Below are 22,821 nucleotides of genomic sequence, written 5' to 3'. Positions count from 1 at the left end.
GCTGCGGTGGATTAGGCTGGATCCGTGACCCGCCTCATTCTTGCCTCTCAGTCCCCCGCCCGCACCAAGCTGCTCAGCCACGCCGGGATCCGGCACGAGGTTCTTGTCTCCGACGTGGACGAGGACGCCGTCCAGGCCCGCTACGGCGTGACGGACCCGCATGACACCGCCCTCTTGCTCGCCCGGGCCAAGGCCGAGGCCGTCGCGTCGCTGCCGGAGGCCGACGGCGCCCTCGTCATCGGCTGCGATTCGGTCTTCGAGTTCGACGGCGAGGCCCACGGCAAGCCCTACACCGCCGACGTCGCCCGTGAGCGCATGCTCCGCATGAGCGGCAGCATGGGCGTCCTGCACACGGGCCACTGGCTCGTGGACTGCCGCGACACCGACGGCGGAAACACAGATGACGGCGGCGGGGACTTGACCGCCCGGGGCTCCGGCGCCACGCTGGGCTCGGTGTCCTCGGCCGAGGTGCACTTCATGGACATGAGCGCCGAGGAGATCGAGACCTATATCGCCACCGGCGAGCCGCTCCAGTGTGCCGGCTCCTTCACGATCGACGGCTACGGCGGGGCGTTCATCCGGAAGGTCGACGGCGACCCCCACACCGTCGTCGGGCTTTCCATTTCCACGCTCCGCGCGTTGCTCAGCCAGGCAAATGTGGGCATCACCGAGCTCTGGACGGGCGGCGCGGTTGACCCGGCGGACGTCCGTGCCGAGTGAGAGCAGAGGGACGGCCAGCGACGGCGGAATGAGCCAATTCGCCGCCCTTTGTGGCAACCCTACAAAGGAAGGGCCGTTTACGCGCGGAATCCGCAAGTAATATCGGCGGAACCCTCAAAACCGCGCTAGGCTCCCTGAAGGAAAGAAGGAGACGCCTTGTCAGCAAATTCGGAGCAGTCCGCAACCACCGTGCCGGGATCAACGCAGTCACTTACAGCAGAGGGCACCCGCCCGCTCAGCAAAGTGCTGATCGCCAACCGCGGAGAAATTGCGGTGCGCATCATCCGCGCCGCGCGCGATGAGGGCATCGCCTCGGTGGCCGTGTACGCGGATCCTGACCGCGACGCGCTGCACGCCCGGCTCGCCGACGAGGCTTACGCGCTGGGTGGCAACACCGCCGCTGAGTCCTACCTCGTAATGGACAAGATCATCGACGTCGCCCGCCAGTCCGGCGCGGACGCCATCCACCCGGGGTACGGCTTCCTGGCCGAAAACGCCGACTTCGCCGCCAAGGTGATTGACGCCGGCATCACGTGGATCGGGCCCTCCCCCGAGGCGATCTCCGCCCTGGGCGACAAGGTCCAGGCCCGCCACATCGCCGAGAAGGTCGGCGCCCCGCAGGTTCCCGGGACCGCCGATCCGGTCAATTCCGCCGAGGAAATCCTCGACTTCGTGGACAAGTTCGGCCTGCCCGTCGCCATCAAGGCGGCCTTCGGCGGCGGCGGACGCGGCATCAAGGTGGCCCGCACCCGCGAGGAAATCCCCGAACTCTTCGAATCCGCCGTGCGCGAGGCCACCGCCGCCTTCGGCCGCGGCGAGTGCTTCATTGAGCGCTTCCTGGACGCCCCGAGGCACGTCGAAACCCAGTGCCTCGCCGACGCCTACGGCAACGTTGTGGTCGTCTCCACCCGCGACTGCTCGCTCCAGCGCCGCAACCAGAAGCTCGTCGAGGAGGCCCCGGCCCCCTTCCTGACGGAGAAGCAGAACCGGCGCCTCTACGAATCGTCCAAGGCCATCCTGAAAGAGGCCGGCTACCTCGGCGCGGGCACGTGCGAGTTCCTCGTCGGCCAGGACGGCACCATCTCCTTCCTTGAGGTCAACACCCGCCTGCAGGTAGAGCACTGTGTCTCCGAGGAGGTCACCGGGATCGACCTCGTGCGCGAACAGTTCCGGCTGGCCCGCGGCGAGGAGCTCGGCTACGGGGACCCGGAAGTCCGCGGCCACTCGATTGAATTCCGCATCACCGGCGAGGACCCGGGCCGGAACTTCATGCCCGCCCCCGGCACCATCACGACGCTCAAGAACCCGACCGGCCCCGGCGTCCGCATCGATTCCGGCGTGGAGCAGGGCGATGTCATCAGCGGCAACTTCGACTCCATGCTCTCCAAGCTGATCGTCACCGGCGCCACCCGCACCCAGGCCCTGCAGCGGTCCCGGCGCGCGCTCGAGGAGATGGTGGTGGAAGGCATCCCCACCGTCATCCCGTTCGACCTCGCGGTGGTTTCCAACCCGGACTTCGCACCGGCCGAGGGCCCCTTCAAGGTCCACACCCGCTGGATCGAGACCGCCTTCGTCAACGACATTCCCGCCTGGGCCCCCACCGGCACCGAGGCTGAAGCGGCCGACGCCGGCGACCGCCAGCGCGTCGTCGTCGAGGTCGGCGGCAAGCGCCTGGAAGTCGTCCTGCCCGCATCACTCGGCTCGGTCAGCACCACGGCCGGCGCCAAGCCGGCCAAGGCCAAGAAGCGCCTCCGCAGCGGCGGCGCAGCCGTGGCCGCGAGCGGCAACGCGCTGACCTCGCCCATGCAGGGCACCATCGTGAAGGTGGCCGTCGCCGAGGGCGACGCCGTCGCTGAAGGCGATCTCGTCGTCGTGCTCGAAGCGATGAAGATGGAGCAGCCGCTCACCGCGCACCGCGCCGGCATCGTCATCGGCCTCTCCGCCGCTGCCGGCGAGACGGTCTCCGCCGGCGCCATCATCGCCCTGATCGAGGACGGCGCGGCCGAGTAGCTTCGGCCCTCAGCATCCCCCGGGCGGGACGCAGGCGCGCCTCTGGCGCCCCCGCGTCCCGCCCGTGCAAACTTGGTCTGTGAAGCCATTTCTGCTCCTCGCCTCCCGTGCCGAGGACGAGGCCGCCGAGGACGAATACCGGGCCTACCTGCGCTACGGCGGACTGGAACCCGGGCAGCTGCACCGCGTCCGGATGGAAGCCGGACCGCTGCTTGAGCTGGAGCTGTCGCGCTACTCCGGAGTGATTGTGGGCGGGAGCCCGTTCACCTCCAGCGACCCTTCCGAGCATAAGACCGACACCCAGCACCGGGTGGAGCGTGAGCTCGCCGCGCTGTTGGACAGGGTCGTCGCTGAGGATTTCCCGTTCCTGGGCGCCTGCTACGGGGTGGGCACGTTGGGCCGGCACCAGGGCGCCGTGATCGACCGGACGTACGGTGAAGGCCTGGGCGGCGTCACCATCAAGCTGACGGAGGAGGGGCTCGCGGATCCCCTCCTGCGCGGGCTGCCGGAGAGCTTCACGGCCTTCACCGGCCACAAGGAAGCCTGCACCGTCCTGCCTGCCCACGCGGTGCTCCTGGCCAGTTCGGCCGCCTGCCCGGTGCACATGTTCCGGATCAAGACCAACCTCTACGCCACCCAGTTCCATCCTGAACTCGACGCCGAGGGGCTGATCACCAGGATCGACATCTATCGCCATGCCGGATACTTCCCGCCGGAATCGGCCGAGATGCTGATGGAGGACGCCCGGCAGTTCGCGGCCACCGAACCGATGAAAATCCTCCGGAACTTCGTCGAGCGCTACGCGAGCTAGTCCCGCCGGCAGTCACCAGGTACGGACCGACGAGATAAGGAAGTGCCGGACGCGGAAATGCCCGGCGTGTTCAGCGAACACACCGGGCATTTCCGTCAGCGGCAGGCCTGGAACGTCAGGCTACGTTGTTCTCGTAGTCGAGGTCCCGGGTTTCCTTGCTCACGAACAGGGCGATCAGTGTCAGCACGGCCATGGAGGCGAGGTAGACGCCCACCAGCACGGTGCTGCCGCCCGCCAGTTCCCAGAGCCAGACGGCGATGAACGGAGCCACGGCCGCGCCAAGGATGCTGGAGACGTTGTAGCTGATCGCGGAGCCGGTGTAGCGGACGTTGGTCGGGAACAACTCCGGCAGGAGCGCGCCCATGGGGCCGAATGTCAGGCCCATAAGCGAGAAGCCGATGACCAGCAGTGCCATGGCGCCCACGAAGCCGGCGCTGAACAGCGGAACGAACAGCAGGCCGAAGGCGAGGATGCCGAAGGTCACGGCGATCAGCATCTTGCGGCGGCCGAATTTCTCGGCCAGCGGGCCGGAGACCAGCGTGAAGATGCCGAAGAACACGACACCGGCGATCAGCATCCAGAGGAAGTCGTTCCGGGTGTAGCCCAGACCCGGCACGAATGCCGCGGCGGCGGCATCGGTCATCGGCTTGCCGGCCTTTACGGCGGCGGCCTTCGCCGCGTCCAGGCTGGCCGCCCGGGTCCCGTAGGTCAGCGTGAATGTGGTCATCAGGTAGAAGAGCACATAGGTTGCGAGCATGATGAACGTGCCGAGGATCAGCGGGCGCCAGCTGGTCTTGAAGACCCGTGCCAGCGGCAGCTTGGCGACCTCTTTGGATTCGAGGACCTTGGTGAAGGCGGGGGTTTCGATCAGCTTGAGCCGGACGTAGAGGCCGATGATCACCATTACGGCGCTGGCCAGGAACGGCACGCGCCAGCCCCACGCCTCGAATGCCGCCGGGGTCAGGGTGTAGCTGAAGATCAGGAAGAGCACATTGGCGATGATGAAGCCGATGGGCGCACCCAACTGCGGGAACGTGCCGTAGATGGCACGCTTGTTTGCCGGGGCGTTCTCGGTGGCGAGCAGCGCCGCGCCGCTCCACTCCCCGCCAAGGGCAAGGCCCTGGGCGAAGCGCAACACGACGAGCAGGGCCGGAGCCCAGAAGGTCCAGCCGGGAACGGTCGCCGTCGGGAGGCAGCCGATCAGGAAGGTGGCAATGCCCATCGTCAGCAGCGAGGCCACGAGCGTGCCCTTGCGGCCGAACTTGTCACCGAAGTGGCCGAAGACGATCGAGCCGAGCGGCCGGGCGATGAACGCGACGCCGAACACGGCGAAGGATGCCAGGAGCTGCGTGGTCTCGTTCTGCCCCGGGAAGAAGAGCTTCGGGAAGACCAGCACGGCGGCGGTGGCGTACACGTAGAAGTCGTAGAACTCGACGGTGGTGCCGATCAGGCTGGCGACGATCACGCGGCCGCGCGAGTTCACCTGCTTGGCAGACCCATGCTCCGCGGAGGTTGCAGTGGAGGACATGTAGTAACGCTTTCATGATGACCGGACGGATGTTCCCCAGGGCCCGATGCCCCGGGCCGCCGGCTAGGGATTCGTATATGTCTGATAATAGTTCCCATCGTCCACCCAATGGACAAACGTTCCACTATTTGGACATTTTGGTTCGTCTCACGTGGTGGTCGTCACAGCGTTTCTCACACCGTCACATAAGCCCCGATAGGCAAACGTCACAGCACGTTAATAAACCGCGACCGTCCCTGAAACGCGGCGTACCTACCGTTGAAGGACAACACCCCCCAAGGAGGTCTCCTAAGTGACTGCTGAACGCACCGCCGAAATCGGCACCGCAGATGCCGGCGCCGCCCGCACTGCCGACACCCTTACCCTCGAGCACCGGCCCGGCCGCTGGATCGCCAACTGGGATGCGGAAAACAAGGAACAGTGGGAATCGGCCGGCCGCTCGATCGCCCGTCGCAACCTGAACTGGTCCATCTTCGCCGAGTTCCTGGGATTCGTGGTCTGGCAGCTGTGGTCGATCGTGGTGGTCCAGCTTCCCGCCGCAGGCTTCAAGTTCTCCACCAACGAGATCTTCTGGCTGATCTCCATGCCAAGCCTCGTGGGCGCCACGCTGCGGATCCCCTACACCTTCATGGTGCCGCGCTTCGGCGGCCGCAACTGGACCATCGTCTCCGCACTGTTGCTGCTGATCCCGACGATCGGACTGGGCCTGTGCGTCGCCAACCCGGCCACCCCGTTCGGCGTCATGCTCTTCGTGGCAGCCCTGGCCGGATTCGGCGGCGGCAACTTCGCCAGCTCGATGGCGAACATCACCTTCTTCTACCCGGCCCGGGAAAAGGGCTGGGCCCTGGGCCTGAACGCCGCCGGAGGAAACCTCGGCGCCGCCGTCGCACAGCTGGCCGTGCCGATCGCTATCACCCTGCTGGCAGCCGGCACCGTGAACCTGCCCGTCGCCGGGTTCATGTGGGTTCCTCTGATCCTGCTGGCCGCCTTCGGCGCCTGGAAGTACATGAACAACCTCACCAGCGCCAAGGGCGACGTCGCGGGTTCGCTGGCCGCGCTCAAGGAACCGCACCTGTGGATCATGGCGCTGCTGTACATCGGCACCTTCGGCTCGTTCATCGGCTTCGCCGGCGTCTTCCCCAAGCTCATCAAGGACTACTTCCCGGCATTCTCCTCGATCTCCGTCGGCACCGTGGCCCTGTCCCTGGCCTTCCTCGGCCCGCTGGTCGGTTCCCTGGCCCGCCCCTACGGCGGACGCATGGCGGACCGGATGGGCGGGGCCCGCATGACCGTCGCAGCCTTCGCCGCCATGGCCGTCATCACCCTGACCATGCTCTGGACGCTGCCCATGAAGAACTTCTGGCTCTTCCTGTTCCTGTTCCTGCTCCTGTTCACCGCGAGCGGTTTCGGGAACGGCGCCACCTACCGCATGATCCCGATCATCTTCGCCACCTCCAGCCGGGCCGCCCGCTCCGGGGCGAGCACGCACACCACCCAGCGGCTCGCGTCCTCGGCCCTCGGCCTGATCTCGGCCATCGGTGCCTACGGCGGATTCATCATCCCGCAGGTGCTCAACGCCTCCAACACCGCCAGCGGCTCCTACACCTCGGCCTTCTACGGATTCGTCGGGGCCTACGTCCTGATGCTGGCCGTCTGCTGGTTCTGCTACATCCGCAACGCCAACCGAAACGCGATGGGACACGTCTAACATGACCACCGGCGCCGACACGCACTGCCCCTACTGCGCCCTGCAGTGCGCCATGACGCTCACCTCTCCAGCGGCTCTGACCCCGGCTCCCCAGCCGGGGTCAGACCCCGTTGACGCCGCACCGGCGCCGGCACCCGCCGCCGCTGTGTCACCCGCAAACGGGCCTCTCCTCACTGTGACCGGCCGGGACTTCCCCACCAACCGCGGCGGCCTGTGCCGCAAGGGCTGGACCTCCGCGTCACTGCTGGACCACCCGGGCCGCGTCACGGAACCGTTGCTGAAGGACGACGACGGCGTCCACCGCCCGGTCAGCTGGGACGAAGCCCTCATGCGGATCGTCTCCGCCGTGAAGAAGGCCCGCGCCGAACACGGAGCGGACGCCGTCGGAGTCTTCGGCGGCGGCGGCCTCACCAATGAGAAGGCCTACCAGCTCGGCAAATTCGCCCGGCTGGCCCTGGGCACCTCGCGGATCGACTACAACGGACGGTTCTGCATGTCCTCCGCGGCCGCGGCCGGCATGCGCGCCTTCGGCCTGGACCGCGGGCTGCCGTTCCCGCTCGCGGACCTCGACGCCGCCAGCACTATCCTGATGCTCGGCTCCAACGTCGCCGAGACCATGCCGCCCTTCGTCCAGCACCTGCAAGGCGCACGCGACGCCGGCGGGCTGATCGTCGTCGACCCCCGGCGCTCCGCCACCGCCGCGTTTACCTCCGACGGCGGCGGCCTGCACCTGCAGCCCCTGCCGGGCACCGACCTCGCCCTCCTCCTGGGCATCTCCCACGTGGTGATCCACGAGGGCCTGGCCGACACCGCGTTCATCGTGGAACGGACCGCCGGCTACGACGCCGTGGCCCGCAGCGTCGGAAGCTTCTGGCCGGAACGGGTCCAGTCGATCACCGGCGTCCCGGCCGGACTGATCCGCGACACCGCCCGCCGGCTGGCCGACGGCGCCCGCAAGGGCGGCAGCTACATCCTCACCGGCCGCGGCGTCGAACAGCACATCGACGGCACTGATACCGCCACGGCCGCCATCAACCTCTCGCTACTGCTGGGCCTGCCGGGCTCCGCGCGCAGCGGCTACGGCACGCTCACCGGCCAGGGCAACGGCCAGGGCGGCCGGGAACACGGCCAGAAGGCCGACCAGCTCCCCGGCTACCGGAAAATCACCGACCCCGCCGCCCGCGCCTACATGGCAAAGGTCTGGGGTGTGCCCGAAACCCTGATCCCCGGTCCCGGCCTCCCCGCCGTCCAGCTCCTGAAGTCCCTGGGACAGCCCGACGGCGTCCGGTGCCTCTTCGTGCACGGCGCAAACGTGGCGGTGTCCGCCCCGGACGCCAACGCCGTGATCGAGGGCCTGCGCAGCCTGGACTTCCTCGTGGTGTGCGACTTCTTCCTCTCTGAGACCGCCGCCGAGGCGGACCTGGTCCTGCCCGTGACCCAGTGGGCCGAGGAAGAGGGAACCCTCACCAACCTCGAAGGCCGAGTGCTCCGCCGCCGCCGGGCCCTCACTCCCCCGCCCGGTGTCCGCAGCGAGCTGTGGATCATGACCCGGCTGGCCGAGCTCCTGCACGCACCCTCCACCTTCAGCGAGGACCCGGAGACGGTGTTCGAGGAACTCCGGCTCGCGTCCTCCGGCGGCCTGGCCGACTACTCCGGAATCGACTACGCCATGCTGGACCGCGGCGAGGCCGCCTACTGGCCGTACCCGTCGGGTAGCACCGGCACGCCGCGACTCTTCCTGGACGCTTTTGCCCATGCGGACGGGCGAGCCGTCTTTACGGCGGTGATGCCCCGGCGTCGTTCTGTTTCTCGGGGATCCACGCCCGCTTCCGCGGCGGAGCGCGGCAGCGCTGATCATTTGGGCAAGCCGATGACGCTGATCACCGGCCGTCTCATGGAGCACTACCAGTCAGGGGCGCAGACCCGCCGGGTGGCCGCGCTGGTCGAGGCCCGGCCGGAGGCGCGGCTGCAGCTGCACCCCGCCGCGGCCGCCGCCCAGGGCATCGCAGACGGCGACTACGTCTCGATTTCCAACGAGCGCGGCGAGGTCAGCTGCCGTGCCGAGCTCAGCACGGACATCCGCCCGGAGACGGTGTTCCTGCCGTTCCACTTCCCGGAACTCGAGAGCGCCAACCGGCTCACCGAGGCGGCCACGGACCCCATTTCCGGGATGCCTGAGTTCAAGACCAGCAAAGTGTGGATTCGCCCGGCAGTGTCCGGGGACGTCCCGGCCGGTGATCACAGCGGTGTTCAAGCCCGCGTTCTTCAAGCAGAGGAGACCTCATGACTGAGCGGATTGTAGTGGTGGGCTTCGGGCCTGTCGCCGCGCGGCTGATCGACGAGCTGCTGCCTGCCGTGCGCAGCGGTATCGCGCACCTGACGGTAATCGGCGAAGAGTCCGAGGCCGCGTACAACCGGGTCCTCGTGGCGGATCTCGGCGTCGGACGGACCACGCAGGCCGCCCTGGCCCTCGCGGACCCGGCCGCGCTGGTGGCCGACGGCGTCGACGTCCGTCTGGGCGTCCGCGTCCGGCGCGTGGACCGCGCCCGCCAGCAGGTTGTCCTCACCGACGGATCCACCCCGGGCTACGACCGGCTGGTCTTCGCCACCGGTTCCCGGCCGGTCATCCCGAACCTCACCGGGCTCAACCCGGACCCGGCCGCCCCGGTGCTGCCGCCGGGCGTGACGGCCCTGCGCGATCTCCGCGACGCGTCCGTGCTCCACTCGGCGGTGGCCGGCGGCAAGCGCGTGGTGGTCCTGGGCGGCGGCGTCCTGGGCCTGGAGACCGCACTGGCTGCGGCCGAGGAAGGCGCCACGGTCACCGTAGTGCACAACGGCCCGCATCCCCTGGGCCGGAACATCGACCGCGGCGGTGGCGCCGTGCTCGCGGCTTCGCTGCGGAACTGCGGCGTGCGGGTGGCCGGCAATGCCCGCTCCACCGGCGTCGAGCACAACGCCCCCGACGGCGGTTTCTCCGCGCTGCTTTTGGATGACGGTTCCGCGATCGACGGCGACCTCCTGGTCCTCTCCTGCGGCGTCCGGCCGCGGACCGAACTGGCCCAAGGCTGCGGCCTCTCCACGGCCGCCGGAATCCTGGTGGACCACAAGCTCCGCGCCCACCATGAGCCCCACATTTTTGCGATCGGCGACTGCGCGGAAGTCCGTTGCCCGGACCCCGAATGCGTGGAGTGCCGGACCGCGCGCGGTCCGTCCGGGTTGGTGGGCCCGGGCTGGCGGCAGGCCGAATGGCTCGCCGAGTATCTGACCCTGCTGGCGTCCGGCGCTCCTGCCGAGGCGGAATCATTGCCGGCGCTTGCCGCGGAGTTGCCGGGCGTGATCGTGCTCAAGGCCCGCGGCATGAACATGGCCGTGGCCGGGGATGTGTCCGCCGAACCGTGGGACGAGGAAGCCCTCACCGCGGGAGCAGTGAACGGCCGCGCCCGGCTGCAGATTGCCCAGTGGGCCGATCCGGAGCACGGCCGCTACGTGAAGATGACCACCCGCGCCGGCGTCCTTGAGGGTCTCGTGGCCGTAGGTATGCCCCGCACTTCGGCCGAGCTCGTGCAGCTGTTCGAGCGCGGCGCCGAACTCCCCGCTGACCGCTCGCTGCTGCTGCGCCTGGACGGGCCGGACCAGCTCGCCTCGCCCGGAGCCGCCGACCCTGCCCGGACGGTCTGCCGGTGCGCCGGCGTCAGCGGAACGGCCATTGCCGCCGCGGCCTCCGACGGCTGCTCCACAGTGCCCGAGGTTTCCGCGGCGACCCGTGCCGGCACGGGCTGCGGCGGCTGCCACGACGACATCAAAGGAATCATCGAGGCCCACTTTCAGGGGGCGGTTGCCTGACCGCGGGGACGACGTCACGCTTTGAACGCGCAAAAGGCTAGCATGGCGGCGAACTTTAGCCGCGCGTTTTCCGCCAGCGGTACCCGCGAGGCATCGCTGGACGGGACCGAGGTTCTGAAGCCCCGGAGACCGGTTCGGCGAGGTTCTAGCGCGCCGTGTTGTCGAACATCTTCTGCCACTGGGCATGCTCGCGGCCGGCGTCCAGCCGGCGGCTGGCAGTCCACCTGGGCAGATAGTCCGGCGCGGGCAGCTCGCGGGCAGGCTTCAGCGCGGGCATAGGCCGGGTCTGGACAGGCTTGGCCACGGGCCGGGTCTGAACGGGCTTCCGGCGGTAGCCCGGCGTCGGGTCGGCCACCGTCCAGTTGATCACGGCGCGCATAAGGAGCACGAGCACCCAGAGGCCGAGCCCCGCCAAGATGTATTGCCAAAACAAGACCAGTAGCACGATCGCCAATAGCACGAAAATGAACATAACGACACTATTACACGCGCGACACGCCCGGAGAAAGGGGTTTTACTCCCTGATCACCCGCATGGGAGTTGTCGGCCACGGCACGGAAGCCCCGGCATTGTTCAGACACACTGCAGTACCGGCGCAATGAGGCGCTCGCTCTGCAAGGTGGATGCGCTAAGCATCCGGCCAAGAGAGGATTCTCCGCCTCAGGAGCCATTTCCGGCAATCATTCCCTACCGGCAAACAGAACTCTTGTCTGTGCGACAGCGGTACGGGCAGTGGCACTGCCGGTGGGAAGGGGCACGCTTCGTTATCCGTCACTAGTTGGATTAAACTGGAGGCACTAAACCCCTTCGAGGACTGGTTGCCCGTGGAGACGATATTCTTCCTGGTCGTAATTCTCACCGCAGTGTGGATCCTGCTCGGCCTCTTGCTGAGACTCAAGAAGAGAACCCGCCGCAAGGGCTCCAATTACTACGTGCCCACCTTCAAAGCCAACTTCGACACATGGGAGAGTAAATGGACCATGGACCGAAAGCTGCAGGAGAGATGGGATAAGGCACTGTGGCAGCAGGAGTTTAACCGTCTGTAGAGCCGGCCGGCCTACTTGGAGCTGGCTGTCGCCATTCCCCCGAAGAGGAACATGAATGCCCCCGGATGCTGTGAAGCGCATTCATGAACCCACGGATCACCCTGCGGACGAGGTACATCCCACTCCACGCCCGGTACAGTGCGTCCAAAAGACTTTGTTCTCCGGCACGGGCACTGTGACCGACGTCTGCCGCTTGTTGGCGCCGTAACCCCCGACAAACGCGGGCGCCCCGGCAGTTGCCGGGGGCGCTTTTGCCTTCAAATCGGCCAGCCCGGAAATTGCTCAGACACCGTTCAAGGCGGCCGCCGCAGCGCCCTAAAGACTCGGCACCCGGAGAGTGGCCGATACCGTCGAACTACATTGAGCAGCATTAGCAAGGTCGCCGCTCCGTTGCCCAGACGACACACGGCGTCTACATTGTCTGCGGGCCTTGCAAGCGTGCCTTTGAGGCGTTGGGCGCGGCCTGACCAGAACGCAGAAACCCGCCAGTCGTGATGACTGACGGGGTCTTCTGCGCGTGGTGGTTAGTAGCGGACGACGTACGTCCTGCTGAACCGATAGCTGACCTTGCCCGCCAACGTGCCCTTGACGCGCACGACGTACTTGTCGCCTTTGCTGTCCCTGCCCGGCGGCCCCCAGACCTTAGTGGTTGCATTCCAGCCGCCCGCAAAGACTTCGCCGTTCAGGAACCAGCGGTATTCCAGCTTGGTGCCCTTGGGCCAGCCATACGTGTTCGCCCCCAGGATTGTTCCTGGAGCGACATACACGGTGGACACGCCGGCTGTGCAACTCGCGGTAGTTTCAGCACATGACGAGGGGCAGAAAATGAATTCCGATCCACAGGTTGCGGCGCTGGCCGGGGCCGCCGCGGCGAGCGTTCCGGCTCCCAGGGCAACGGATAGGACGGCAGCGGCCGCCGCTTTACGGAAGATTGATCGTTTCAATGCTGGCACGGTTCCCCGTACCTCCTGTCGGTTCGTTGGCAGATAGTTTTGTGACTGCTGAACGCTTCCGACATACACCGGCTAAGGCGCCCCCAAGCATGAGTATAACCACACGGGTAACACTGGCAACACGAGTGCTCAGCATGCATGTCTGCTAGAACGCGCTCCACGGTGCGCCGAGTTTGCGTGGATCGAATAAAACTCTGGCAGCCCGAACTTCAGTGCGACCAGTCCGGAGCAACCGGGCCCCAGCGAAACGGGCCTTTCTCCCCTTGGCACAGCCGCTGGGGCAGGAATCCAATGGACGTAAGCCCCGTTCGTCTGCAGGAGGCATCCCATGAACGTTCCGGTCATTTTGGCGCTCGGCGCGATTGTTGTGGTCGCCGTCGTGATGGGTGTTGTGTTTGCACGTGAAAAGGATCCACAGCGGCGCGCCACGGCGCTGACACGGACTGGGGCGGCCGTCATGGCCGTGTTCACGGTCCTCGCGGGAATCTTCATCGGTGGCGACGCCATGCAGGATCCTGGCGGAACAGCGGGAACGCTGATAACGCTCGCCTGGGTGGCGCCGATGCTCATCCTCGCGGTCGCGGCGTGGTTCTGGCCGGCGGTGACCTCTCCCCTGCTGCTCGCCCTGTCCTCCGCCTTCATCGCCGCCTGCATCTGGCTCGCCTTCGACCCGGCGGCCCTGCGCAGCTTCCTCAGTGACAACGGACCTGTCATAGCCGTCAGCGTCGTCGCGCTGGCGTTCCCGGCCGCCGTGCTCGGCCTGAAACGCACCGCGCTGGCCGGCTGGCTGCTCGTGGCCCTGGGCGTGCTGCCGCTCCTGATCACGCTCATCGCGCGGTCCGGGCCGCTGGCATCGCTCACCGCGGCCAGCGTGGTCCCCCTGATCGCGGGAATCAGCTACCTTGCCGCGGTCCGGATGGAAAGCTCGACGTCAGAGCATCCCCGGGCAGCCGCCGCCTAGAACCCGGCAAGCCCCTGCCGCGTAACGCGAATCGGGCCAGGAACAAACGGCAGGTAGCATCGGGGGCATGAGCGCCGACGACGACGACATCACCGAAGAACTACTGGCCGACGCCGAAAAACTCACCGGGCTGAGCCTGGAACTGCTCGGACTCGATCCGCACCCGGACGACATGACGGCCGAACAGCGGCTCCAATTCGATCCCGAAGACCTGGAGGAAATGGCCGCCGTCCCGCCGGAGGACCGTCAGAAATCCGTGCGCCAGACCCGCCTGCTGGCCGGACTCCTGTGGAATTCGTCGAGCATCCTCATTGACCAACTGTTCCGCGATCTCGGAACGCTCGGCACCCTGGACGTTGTCACGCCTGCCGATATCGCCGGGACCTCGGTCCTGTCCTCGCTGCCGCCGCAGTTCGCGGGCAGCTACGACGCGAAGTTCACCCAGAAATTCATCGTCGTCGCCGCGGATGTCACCGCATCCCTGGTCCGGGGCTGGACCGCGCCGGGCTGCCTCGCCGCGGAACTCGCCGTCCGCTGCCTCCTCGACCAGGCTGAAATCACCGAGGACATCTACGAACTGGACCTTCCGGAGGGCTGGCGGGCCGACGTCGAGGAAGTCCTCCTGGAGGACGCGGACAGCGACGCGCTCTACCCCGACGACGACGCCGACAGCCAGGACCGTGCCGACGCCGACACCGGTAGTCTGGCGTTCGATCGGTGGTTCAGGCCCTTCGCGCCCGGCGACGCTGTTCCGCCCTACGCCCGCTCCTGAGCCCTACGCCTTAACAAAGTCCTACTTCTGACTGCCCAGCTTGGCCAGCCATGCCAGGTAGTCCTCGGTGAAGCGCTGGACGCCGTCCCATTCCGTGTAGACGTAGTCACGGGTGGTGTCCGTGTCCGGGGAGCCTTTGTCGCTGGCGATCTTCTTCATCATGTGCTTCTTGATGAACCCGTAGTGGCTGTAGAGCAGCGCGCCGGCGAACAATCCGACGTGCGAGGGCCGCCAGCCCGTGTCCTCCTCGAACTTCGCCACGTAGCTCTCCGCGTTCTCCTCGTCCCCGTGGGCGGCCAGGCTCACCGAAACCAGGGCGGAGGGCAACCGTTCGAGCTCGGCGCGGTTCTTCTTGACGAAGTCCTTGACGTGCCCCTCGTGCTTGCCCATGTGAACCGAGGCCGCCACGATCACGCCGTCGTAGCCGCCCGGAAGGGTGTCGCCGGAATGTTTGAGGTCCGCCGTCTCTGCCTGGTGCCCGTGCGCCCGGATCAGTTCGGCCATGTAGTCGGCGATCTGTGCTGTCTGTCCTTCAACGGTCCCGTACGGGATATAGATCTTGGCCATGTTCCATGGTGTCCGCGCCGGGCCGCGTCGCGATACGGCCGAAGGTCCCCCGGGGCCGGGCGCACACGCACTCTTGGCGACGGGACTCCCAACTCCAGCACTCTTGACGCCCGAACCCTTGACGGCAGCGGCCCGCCGACATGAGATGGACGAAGGCACGGTCCGGTTCGGATTCGACCGGCCGGTCCAGAAGCATGACCCCACGACGAAAGGACAGGACATGTCCCTGCTCGACTCCGCCCTCTGGGAGGGCAAGATCCACCTCAACGGCTGGCGGCCCGGACGGGGCGGAATCGGCGACGCCGTCGAACCCGCAACCGGCGAGACGCTGGGCCACTATGGCGTGGCCTCCGTGGAGGATGTCCGCGAAGCCGCTGCCGTCGCCGCGACAGCGCAGAAGGACTGGGCCGCCCGCAACCCGGAGGACCGCGCCGCTGTGCTGCGCCGCGCGGGACAGCTCTGGGAAGAACACGCCGCGGAAATCGGGGACTGGATCGTCCGCGAATCGGGCGGCATCCCGCCCAAGGCCGGGCTGGAAACCCACATCGCGGCCAACGAATGCTACGACGCCTCGGCGCTGCCCTCGCTCCCGGCCGGCGACGTGCTGACCTCGAACGAGAACCGCTGGTCCTTCGCCCGACGACGCCCCGTCGGTGTCGTCTCGGTGATCGCGCCGTTCAACTTCCCGCTCATCCTCTCAATCCGCGCCGTCGCCCCGGCCCTGGCCCTCGGCAACGCCGTGCTGCTCAAGCCTGACCCGCGCACGGCGGTCTGCGGCGGCGTCACCCTGGTCCGGGTGTTCGAGGAAGCCGGCCTTCCGCCCGGCCTGCTGTCGCTGCTGCCGGGCGGCGCCGAGATCGGCGCAGCCGTCGTCGAGGCGCCCGAGGTCCGCGTCATCGCCTTCACGGGGTCGACGGCGGCAGGACGCAAGGTGGGCGAAGCCGCCGGCCGGCTGCTCAAGCGCGCCCATCTGGAACTCGGCGGGAACAACGCGATGATCGTTCTGCCCGGCGTCGACCTTCCCAAGGCGGTCTCGGCCGCCGCATTTGGCTCCTTCATGCACCAGGGACAGATCTGCATGGCGTCCGGCCGGCACATTGTGCACGAGGACATCTACGAGGACTACGTCAGCGCCCTTGCCGAGAAGGCCAGTCATTTGCCGGTGGGCGATCCCAAGAGCGGAACGGTGGCGCTGGGCCCGGTGATCGATGAGAAGCAGCTGCACCGCGTGGACACGATCGTCCAGGATGCGGTGCAGGGCGGCGCGCGGCTGGCCGCCGGCGGCAGCCACGACGGCCGCTTCTACCGGCCCACCGTGCTCGCGGACCTCGATCTCGCCAGCCCGGCGTGGAAGGACGAAATCTTCGGCCCCGTGGCGCCGGTGATGAAGTTCTCCACCGTGGACGAGGCCGTGGCCCTGGCCAACGACAACGAGTACGGGCTCTCCATCGGGATTCTCGGCGACGTCGGCATGGCCATGACGATCGCCGACCGGCTCGACTCCGGCAAGGTCCACATCAACGAACAGACCGTATCCGACGAGGCCAACTCGCCCTTCGGCGGGGTCAAGAACTCCGGCAACGGCTCGCGGATCGGCGGGCATCACGCCAACATGGAATCCTTCACGGAAATCCAGTGGCTGACCGTTCGGCCGGATATCGCACCGTACCCGTTCTAGAGGAGAAAGGTTCAGTGCCCCGCGGCGAGGTGCGTGGCGGGGTCGAACGGCTCGAACACTGACGAGCCGATCATGAAGATGCCTCGCTGCGGGATCCAGAAGTCCCCGAGCCTGTCCTGGACGGGCAGTGCTGAAGCCTGCCCCAGATTATGCCCCTGCAGGTGCGCTTCGCTCTCGCGGACAAACCACATCTGCCGCGGGCGCGCCCCAAAGGCCTGGCCGTTGGGCACCTTGCCCGTCAGCCCGATGTGCCCGGCCCCGAGCACCGGGCCGGCAACAGCCCCCATGGCGCGCAGGAACGTCCGGTTGCGCCACAGTTGCTCCGGGACCGACCCGGCCACCGCCGACATGAGCCGCGTGATGGGCGTTGCAGCCAGCGTCACGTCCCAGCCCAGGTCCACCTCGTCTCCGACTTCCACGCGGAAAGAGTAGTCGTCACGCCACCGGATGGAGATCCCGCCCGTCGACGCCGATCCGAGGGCGCTGCCGAAGTAGCGGGGGCATGAGGACCCGGGATTGGTGGTGCTGTGCATCGTCCAGACGCCGGCAGGATCGCGGATCCAGACCGAGTTGTAGCCCGGGCCGACGGAGGAGGCAGGAAAATGCCGCAGGGCCAGGATGTAGCCGGAGCTGAAAGGAACGCCCATCACGCCGTAGCCGGCAAACCGTTCTTGAGGGCCGGACGGCAGCCCGGGGTTCTGTTCCGCGGACTCAACAGCGGTGCGAGGACTTTGCATGGCTACGGCCTCCGTTTTGCTACATGTGAACGTGGAGCCGGCGCGCCGCTTCGGAGATGGAGCCGCTCAGCGACGGGTACACGGTGAAGGTGCTGGCGACGTCGTCGACGTGCAGTTTTTGGGTGACCGCAAGGGAGATCGCGAAGATGAGCTCCGAGGCGTTCGGGCCTACGACGACCCCACCGATCACTGTGCCGGAGCCCTTGCGGGCGAAGATCTTGACGAAGCCGTCGCGGTGGTTGCGCATCTTGGCGCGGGCGTTGCTGCGCAGGGACAGCTTGATGACGTCGGCCTGGTACTTGCCGGAGTCGATCTCAGCCTCGGAGACGCCCACGTTCGCGATCTCGGGCGAGGTGAAAATGTTGGACGCCACCTGGTGCAGCTTGAGCGGCATGACGCTGTCGCCCAGGAAGTGCGCGATCGCGATGCGTCCCTGCATGGCGGCCACGGACGCCAGCGCGAGGACGCCGGTGCAGTCACCGGCGGCGTAGATGTTCGGCGCCGTGGTGCGCGAGACGCCGTCGACCTTGATGTGGCCGCTCTCGGTGAGCGCGACGCCGGCTTCCTCCAGGCCGATGCCGGCCGTGTTCGGGATGGAGCCGACGCAGACGAGGCAATGGCTGCCGGTCACCTTCGAACCGTCGCCGAGGGTGACCACGACGCCGTCGTCCGTGCGTTCGACGGTCTCGGCGCGGGCACGGGAAAGAACCTTCAGCCCGCGGCGTTCAAAGACGCCCTCGAGGACCTCGGCGGCGTCCGTGTCCGAGCCCGGGAGCACCCGGTCGCGGCTGGAAATCAGGGTGACCTTGGAGCCCAGCCCGTTGTAGGCGGAGGCAAACTCCGCGCCCGTCACACCTGAACCGACCACGATGAGTTCTTCGGGGAGTTCGTCCATGTTGTAGATCTGGGCCCAGTTCAGGATGCGCTCACCGTCCGGACGGGCGGTGGGCAGCTCGCGGGGGTGGGCTCCGACAGCGAGCAGGATGGTGTCGGCTTCCACCGTTTCGGTGCTGTCGGCGGTCAGGACCTCGATGGTGTGGTTGTCCAGCAGCCGGCCGGAACCGATCAGGATGCGGACGTTCTGGTGTTCCAGCCCGGACTGGATGTCCTCCGACTGCTTCCGGGCCAGCCGCAGCAGGCGGTCGTTGATGTGCTTGAGGTCAGCGCGCATCGTCGGGCTGCAGTCGCCGCCGTCGAGGTCGAATTTAACGCCGAGCTCGCCGGCCTCGCCGACGCGGGTCATCAGGTCCGCCGTCGCAATGAGGGTCTTGGAAGGAACGACGTCGGTCAGCACCGCGGATCCGCCGAGTCCCGCACGCTCGATGATGGTGACCTGCGCCCCCAGCGAGGCGGCGACCATGGCGGCTTCGTAGCCGCCAGGCCCTCCGCCGAGAATTGCAATACGGGGTGAGCTGAAGTCAGGATGCGTAGTCACAATCAACCATTGTCCACCATCCGAACCGGAGCCACCAAGAATCCGGGGCGCCGCGGGTGCGGCCGCCCGCTATGGCGCCCGGGCGGCGCGGGTGCTGGGCAGCGGGCCCGGCACGCGATAGCTTGTACCAGTGAGCTATACAGAATTCCTGAACGCGGACCCCTTCGACGCCGCGCGAGACGCCGCCGCCTACATCGCCGAAGAGACGGGTGTCGATTCCCACGACGTCGCGCTGGTCCTCGGATCGGGCTGGGGCGACGCCGCCGAACTGATCGGCGAGACCACCGCCACCCTGTCCGCCAGCGAAATCCCCGGTTTCACCGCACCGTCGGTGGAGGGGCACGTGGGCACCATCCGCTCGGTGCTGACCAAGGAGGGCAAGCGGGCCCTCGTCCTGGGCGCTCGAACACACTACTACGAGGGCAAGGGCGTCCGCTCGGTGGTTCACGGCGTGCGCACCGCCGCGGCCACCGGCTGCAAGACCCTCGTGCTCACCAACGGCTGCGGCGGCCTGAACGAGGACTGGGCTCCCGGCACGCCCGTGCTGATCAGCGACCACATCAACCTCACGGCCACCTCACCGCTGGAAGGCGCCACGTTCGTGGACCTGACGGACCTGTACTCCTCCCGGATCCGCAGCCTGGCGCGCGAGGTTGACCCCTCGCTGGACGAGGGCGTGTATGCGCAGTTCACGGGACCGCACTACGAAACCCCTGCCGAGGTGCAGTACGCCAAGCGGATCGGCGCGTCCCTGGTCGGCATGTCCACCGCGCTCGAAGCCATTGCCGGCCGTCACGCGGGCATGGAGGTCTTCGGGATCTCACTCGTGACCAACCTCGCCGCCGGGATCAGCCCCGTGCCCCTGAGCCACGAGGAAGTCCTTGAGGCCGGCCAGGCCGCCGGACCGCGCATTTCCAAGCTCCTGGCGGAGATCATCGCCAAACTCTGATCCGTGTGTTCGCGGCACGGTTCCGGTGACGGACCGTGCCTCTCCACGGTCCTGGACTGTCAGCCGAGGCTACTCCGCCGCCAGGTAGTCCAGGACCTTCACCTTGTCCGCCGGGAACCGGCGCTCCATCGAGTCCGCTATCCCGGCGATACTCTGGCGCGCCAGCGCCTGCCGCCAGGCGAGCTCGGCCTGGCGCATGGTCTGGGAAATGAGGCACGTCCGCGCGAAGTTCTCCTGCAGGGCCGGCTCCGGGACGTTCCCCAGGATCGCTTCACACCGGAAGGCTGGGTCCGCGCCTTCCAGGGCCAGGACGATGTCCAGTACAGTGATGTTTTCCGGCCGGCGCGCCAACAGGAATCCGCCGCGGGGTCCCGAGACCGAGTCCAGCACCCCGGCCCGGACCAGCGACTGGAACTGCTTGTTCAGGTAGGCGGCGGGGAGCTTATAGAACTCGGCGAGGCGTGCACTGTTCACGGGCTCGCCCGGCGGTGTCCATGCCATGTTGACGCAACTGTGCACCGCCCACTCCACTCCACGGCCCATCTTCATATTCCAGACGCTACGTGTCCGGAAATTTGGGTGTCAAGGGCCGTTGCCAGTGCGCCCGGGCCGGCCGGACCCGGCCGTCCTGCCTGCTCTCCGCGCCGGGCGTGATGCAACTGAAACCCCAACTCCCGATTGTCAGGGGAGGAAACGCACACGATTGGCGATAGTTTGGTTCCTATGACGTCTTCTGATGCCGAACTCGCCCGACTCCTGAGCGACGCCCGCGACTGGGCCGACCAGGACCCGGACCCCGCCACTGCCGCAGCCCTGACCGAGCTGGTCCGCCTCGCCGACGAGGGCGTCGCGGTGGCCGGCCAGGAACTGGCCGACAGCTTCAGCGGCACTCTGCAGTTTGGCACCGCCGGACTCCGGGCGGCACTCGGCCCCGGCCCGAACCGGATGAACCGGGTGGTGGTGCGCCGCGCCGCGGCGGGCTTCACCGATTTCCTCACCAGCGCCGTCGAGGAGGCCTCCCCCGGCACCCGGCCGCGCGCCGTCGTCGGCTTCGACGCCCGCTACAACTCCGATGTTTTCGCCGAAGAAACCGCCGCGATCCTCACCGCTGCCGGAGTCGAAACCTTCCTCATGCCGGCCGCCCTGCCCACCCCGCTGCTCGCCTACGCGGTGCGGGCGCTGGACTGCGACGGCGGCGTCATGGTCACCGCCAGCCACAACCCGCCTCAAGACAACGGGTACAAGGTGTATCTGGGCCGTCACACGGTCGAGGACAGCGGCCGCGGCGCTCAGATCGTGGCGCCCTACGATGCCCTGATTGCGGCGAAGATCGACGCCGTCGGGGCCATGGATACCATCGCCCTGGCCGCGGACGGCTGGACCGTGCTGGAGTCCTCCATAGCCGCCGACTACGAGGCCGCCGTCGCGGCCCTTGCGGCCCCGGAGCATTTCCCGGCCCGCGGGCTGAAGATCGTCCTGACCCCCATGCATGGCGTGGGCGGGGAAACGGCGGTGGCTGTGCTGAACGCCGCCGGCTTCACCGACGTCACGCTCGTCACGGAACAGGCGCAGCCGGACCCGGATTTCCCCACGGTGAACTTCCCCAACCCGGAAGAGCCCGGAGCCCTTGACCTGGCCCTGGAGACGGCGGCGCGCGTGGACGCGGATATCGTGATCGCCAACGACCCCGACGCCGACCGGGCGGCTGTGGCGGCGAAGGACCCGGCCACCGGCGCGTGGCGCATGCTGCGCGGCGATGAGGTCGGCGCCCTGCTGGGGGCCCACATCGTGGCGCGGCAGGCCGCCGCCGGCAAGGCACCGGCCGGCGTATTCGCCAACTCGATCGTGTCCTCCCGGCTGCTGGCGCGGATCGCGGCCGCGGCAGGCTACGCCCATGAGGAAACCCTGACCGGCTTCAAGTGGATTGCGCGCGTCCCGGGCCTGGTCTACGGCTACGAGGAAGCCCTGGGCTATTGCGTTGCCCCGTCGCTGGTGCGCGACAAGGACGGAATTTCGGCCGCGGTGCTGATCGCCGAACTCGCGGCGGCGGCAAAGGCCGGGGGCAAGACCATCTTCGACACCCTGGACGAGCTCTATCTGGTGCACGGGCTCCACGCGAGCGACCAGCTGAGCATCCGGGTGGCGGACCTTGGCCTGCTGGACGCCATGATGAACCGGCTGCGCGTCAGCCCGCCGGAATCGTTCGGCGGCTCAGGCGTCGAGTCCGTCACGGACCTGGCCGCGGGCAGCGAGCAACTGCCGCCAACCGAGGGCCTGCTGTACCTGACAAAGGACCTCAGCCGCGTCATCATCCGGCCCAGCGGCACCGAACCGAAGCTCAAGTGCTACCTCGAAGTCATCCGCAGCGTCGGCTCGGCCGCCGAACTACCGGCGGCACGGAACGAGGCCCGCGCCGCGCTGGACAGCGTCCTCGCGGACGTCCGTGAGGCCCTGGGCCTCTAGAGCTCTGGGCGTCTAGAGCTCAACCTCAATGTACCCGCCCACAATCCGGGTACCGAAGGTTGCGATGCGCAGTTCCGGGCTGCCGAGGCACTCGCCCGTAACGAGGTCGTAGACCTCTTTGTGCAACGGCGAAGCCACCGTCGGGCGGTCCCCGCGTGAGCCCGTGATGCCGCGGGCCATGACATTCGCCCCGGTGGCCGGATCCTCGTTGGCGACGGCAAAAACCTCACCGGACACGGTCCGGAACATTGCGACCTGGCGACCGGAAATCAATGCGGCCTCGCCCCACGCGGGTTCCAGGTCCGCCACGGCGCATACCCGGTGCCAGCCGGCTACGGACACAACATCCTGCTCTGCGGTCTGACCCTCAAGGTCGTGTACTGCGGTTTCAAGTACGGCGGTCATCCCGGCCCCTCTCTGATACATCCCTTACGGGCTCAACCGCTGCTGCGGCCACATATTCAAGCTAGGCCCGCGGTGTTTCATCCGGGCGCGCCCGATGTGTCCAACGCGTAAAAGAGAGCTCACCCGGCCGGAAATCCATTCGTGATGCAGAAGTTAAGATCACGAAACATAAGGGAAACTGAAGCGAAATTCCCGTTGCCTAGTCTGGAACGACAAGCTGCAGAGCACCGTCTGC

General features: G+C 67.6%; 20 protein-coding genes. 12 read left to right on the top strand and 8 right to left on the bottom strand.

Annotated features, from left to right (window positions below):
* Positions 1–24: 24 nt before the first annotated feature.
* The 3 genes from C9424_RS06610 (at position 25) to C9424_RS06600 (ending at position 3,541) form a co-directional block, all read left to right on the top strand.
* Positions 25–720 (top strand): Maf family protein, encoded by a 696-nt coding sequence (locus C9424_RS06610; RefSeq protein ID WP_116766091.1) that lies wholly within the window; start codon positions 25–27, stop codon positions 718–720.
* Between the two features lie 156 nt (positions 721–876).
* Positions 877–2,730, top strand: a complete 1,854-nt coding sequence (locus C9424_RS06605; protein WP_442862015.1) for an acetyl/propionyl/methylcrotonyl-CoA carboxylase subunit alpha — start codon at positions 877–879, stop codon at positions 2,728–2,730.
* A 79-nt stretch (positions 2,731–2,809) separates the two neighbouring features.
* Entirely contained in the window at positions 2,810–3,541 is a 732-nt protein-coding gene (locus C9424_RS06600) for a glutamine amidotransferase (protein WP_116766090.1), read from the top strand.
* Between the two features lie 115 nt (positions 3,542–3,656).
* On the opposite strand, the gene C9424_RS06595 is transcribed toward C9424_RS06600, so the two are convergent.
* Entirely contained in the window at positions 3,657–5,069 is a 1,413-nt protein-coding gene (locus C9424_RS06595; protein WP_116766089.1) for an MFS transporter, read from the bottom strand.
* A gap of 316 nt (positions 5,070–5,385) precedes the next feature.
* Between C9424_RS06595 and C9424_RS06590 the strand changes: the two genes are divergently transcribed.
* Genes C9424_RS06590 through C9424_RS06580 form a run of 3 tightly spaced genes read left to right on the top strand, consistent with a single transcriptional unit; the run spans position 5,386 to position 10,620 of the window.
* On the top strand, positions 5,386–6,777 hold the full coding sequence (locus C9424_RS06590; protein ID WP_116766128.1) for an MFS transporter: 1,392 nt from the start codon (positions 5,386–5,388) through the stop codon (positions 6,775–6,777).
* A gap of 1 nt (position 6,778) precedes the next feature.
* Positions 6,779–9,064: a molybdopterin oxidoreductase family protein gene (locus C9424_RS06585; RefSeq protein ID WP_116766088.1), complete on the top strand. Its 2,286-nt coding sequence runs from the start codon at positions 6,779–6,781 to the stop codon at positions 9,062–9,064.
* Positions 9,061–10,620, top strand: a complete 1,560-nt coding sequence (locus C9424_RS06580) for an FAD-dependent oxidoreductase (protein ID WP_116766087.1) — start codon at positions 9,061–9,063, stop codon at positions 10,618–10,620. Before C9424_RS06585 ends, C9424_RS06580 begins: the two co-directional genes overlap by 4 nt.
* Before the next feature lie 145 nt (positions 10,621–10,765).
* On the opposite strand, the gene C9424_RS06575 is transcribed toward C9424_RS06580, so the two are convergent.
* On the bottom strand, positions 10,766–11,092 hold the full coding sequence (locus tag C9424_RS06575; protein ID WP_116766086.1) for a hypothetical protein: 327 nt from the start codon (positions 11,090–11,092) through the stop codon (positions 10,766–10,768).
* Between the two features lie 352 nt (positions 11,093–11,444).
* Here C9424_RS06575 and C9424_RS06570 point away from each other — a divergent pair, with 352 nt between their 5' ends.
* Positions 11,445–11,666: a hypothetical protein gene (locus tag C9424_RS06570; protein WP_116766085.1), complete on the top strand. Its 222-nt coding sequence runs from the start codon at positions 11,445–11,447 to the stop codon at positions 11,664–11,666.
* Between the two features lie 524 nt (positions 11,667–12,190).
* Here C9424_RS06570 and C9424_RS06565 read toward each other — a convergent pair.
* Positions 12,191–12,442, bottom strand: coding sequence for a hypothetical protein (locus tag C9424_RS06565; protein WP_116766084.1), 252 nt, complete (start codon positions 12,440–12,442; stop codon positions 12,191–12,193).
* Between the two features lie 505 nt (positions 12,443–12,947).
* Between C9424_RS06565 and C9424_RS06560 the strand changes: the two genes are divergently transcribed.
* A complete protein-coding gene (locus tag C9424_RS06560; RefSeq protein WP_116766083.1) occupies positions 12,948–13,580 on the top strand; it encodes a hypothetical protein in 633 nt (210 codons plus the stop codon).
* Positions 13,581–13,647: 67 nt separating this feature from the next.
* Positions 13,648–14,352 carry a hypothetical protein gene (locus tag C9424_RS06555; RefSeq protein ID WP_116766082.1) on the top strand — a complete coding sequence of 235 codons (705 nt, stop codon included), beginning with the start codon at positions 13,648–13,650 and terminating at the stop codon, positions 14,350–14,352.
* A 21-nt stretch (positions 14,353–14,373) separates the two neighbouring features.
* Here C9424_RS06555 and C9424_RS06550 read toward each other — a convergent pair whose 3' ends face one another.
* A complete protein-coding gene (locus tag C9424_RS06550; protein WP_116766081.1) occupies positions 14,374–14,919 on the bottom strand; it encodes a flavodoxin domain-containing protein in 546 nt (181 codons plus the stop codon).
* A 220-nt stretch (positions 14,920–15,139) separates the two neighbouring features.
* Here C9424_RS06550 and C9424_RS06545 point away from each other — a divergent pair, with 220 nt between their 5' ends.
* On the top strand, positions 15,140–16,597 hold the full coding sequence (locus C9424_RS06545; protein ID WP_116766127.1) for a benzaldehyde dehydrogenase: 1,458 nt from the start codon (positions 15,140–15,142) through the stop codon (positions 16,595–16,597).
* Between the two features lie 11 nt (positions 16,598–16,608).
* Here the strand turns inward: C9424_RS06545 and C9424_RS06540 are convergent, their stop codons facing one another.
* The gene (locus C9424_RS06540; RefSeq protein ID WP_116766080.1) at positions 16,609–17,334 is read right to left on the bottom strand and encodes a hypothetical protein; all 726 of its coding nucleotides are present in this window, start codon (positions 17,332–17,334) and stop codon (positions 16,609–16,611) included.
* A 19-nt stretch (positions 17,335–17,353) separates the two neighbouring features.
* Positions 17,354–18,769 carry an NAD(P)H-quinone dehydrogenase gene (locus C9424_RS06535; RefSeq protein WP_116766126.1) on the bottom strand — a complete coding sequence of 472 codons (1,416 nt, stop codon included), beginning with the start codon at positions 18,767–18,769 and terminating at the stop codon, positions 17,354–17,356.
* A gap of 130 nt (positions 18,770–18,899) precedes the next feature.
* On the opposite strand from C9424_RS06535, the gene C9424_RS06530 reads away from it, so the two are divergent.
* Complete coding sequence (locus C9424_RS06530; RefSeq protein ID WP_116766079.1) at positions 18,900–19,718, top strand: purine-nucleoside phosphorylase; 819 nt, start codon at positions 18,900–18,902, stop codon at positions 19,716–19,718.
* A gap of 69 nt (positions 19,719–19,787) precedes the next feature.
* Here C9424_RS06530 and C9424_RS06525 read toward each other — a convergent pair whose 3' ends face one another.
* Complete coding sequence (locus C9424_RS06525) at positions 19,788–20,267, bottom strand: RrF2 family transcriptional regulator (protein WP_116766078.1); 480 nt, start codon at positions 20,265–20,267, stop codon at positions 19,788–19,790.
* Positions 20,268–20,441: 174 nt separating this feature from the next.
* On the opposite strand from C9424_RS06525, the gene C9424_RS06520 reads away from it, so the two are divergent.
* Positions 20,442–22,181 carry a phospho-sugar mutase gene (locus C9424_RS06520; RefSeq protein WP_116766077.1) on the top strand — a complete coding sequence of 580 codons (1,740 nt, stop codon included), beginning with the start codon at positions 20,442–20,444 and terminating at the stop codon, positions 22,179–22,181.
* A gap of 12 nt (positions 22,182–22,193) precedes the next feature.
* On the opposite strand, the gene nirD is transcribed toward C9424_RS06520, so the two are convergent.
* Positions 22,194–22,586, bottom strand: coding sequence for a nitrite reductase small subunit NirD (gene nirD, locus C9424_RS06515; protein WP_116766076.1), 393 nt, complete (start codon positions 22,584–22,586; stop codon positions 22,194–22,196).
* Between the last annotated feature and the right edge of the window lie 235 nt (positions 22,587–22,821).

Origin of the sequence: Arthrobacter sp. H-02-3 (assembly GCF_003097355.1) — a bacterium.
Taxonomy (GTDB): Bacteria; Actinomycetota; Actinomycetes; order Actinomycetales; family Micrococcaceae; genus Arthrobacter; species Arthrobacter humicola.
The sequence above is the reverse complement of the archived record's forward strand: the minus strand, read 5'-3'. Positions and strand labels throughout refer to the sequence as shown.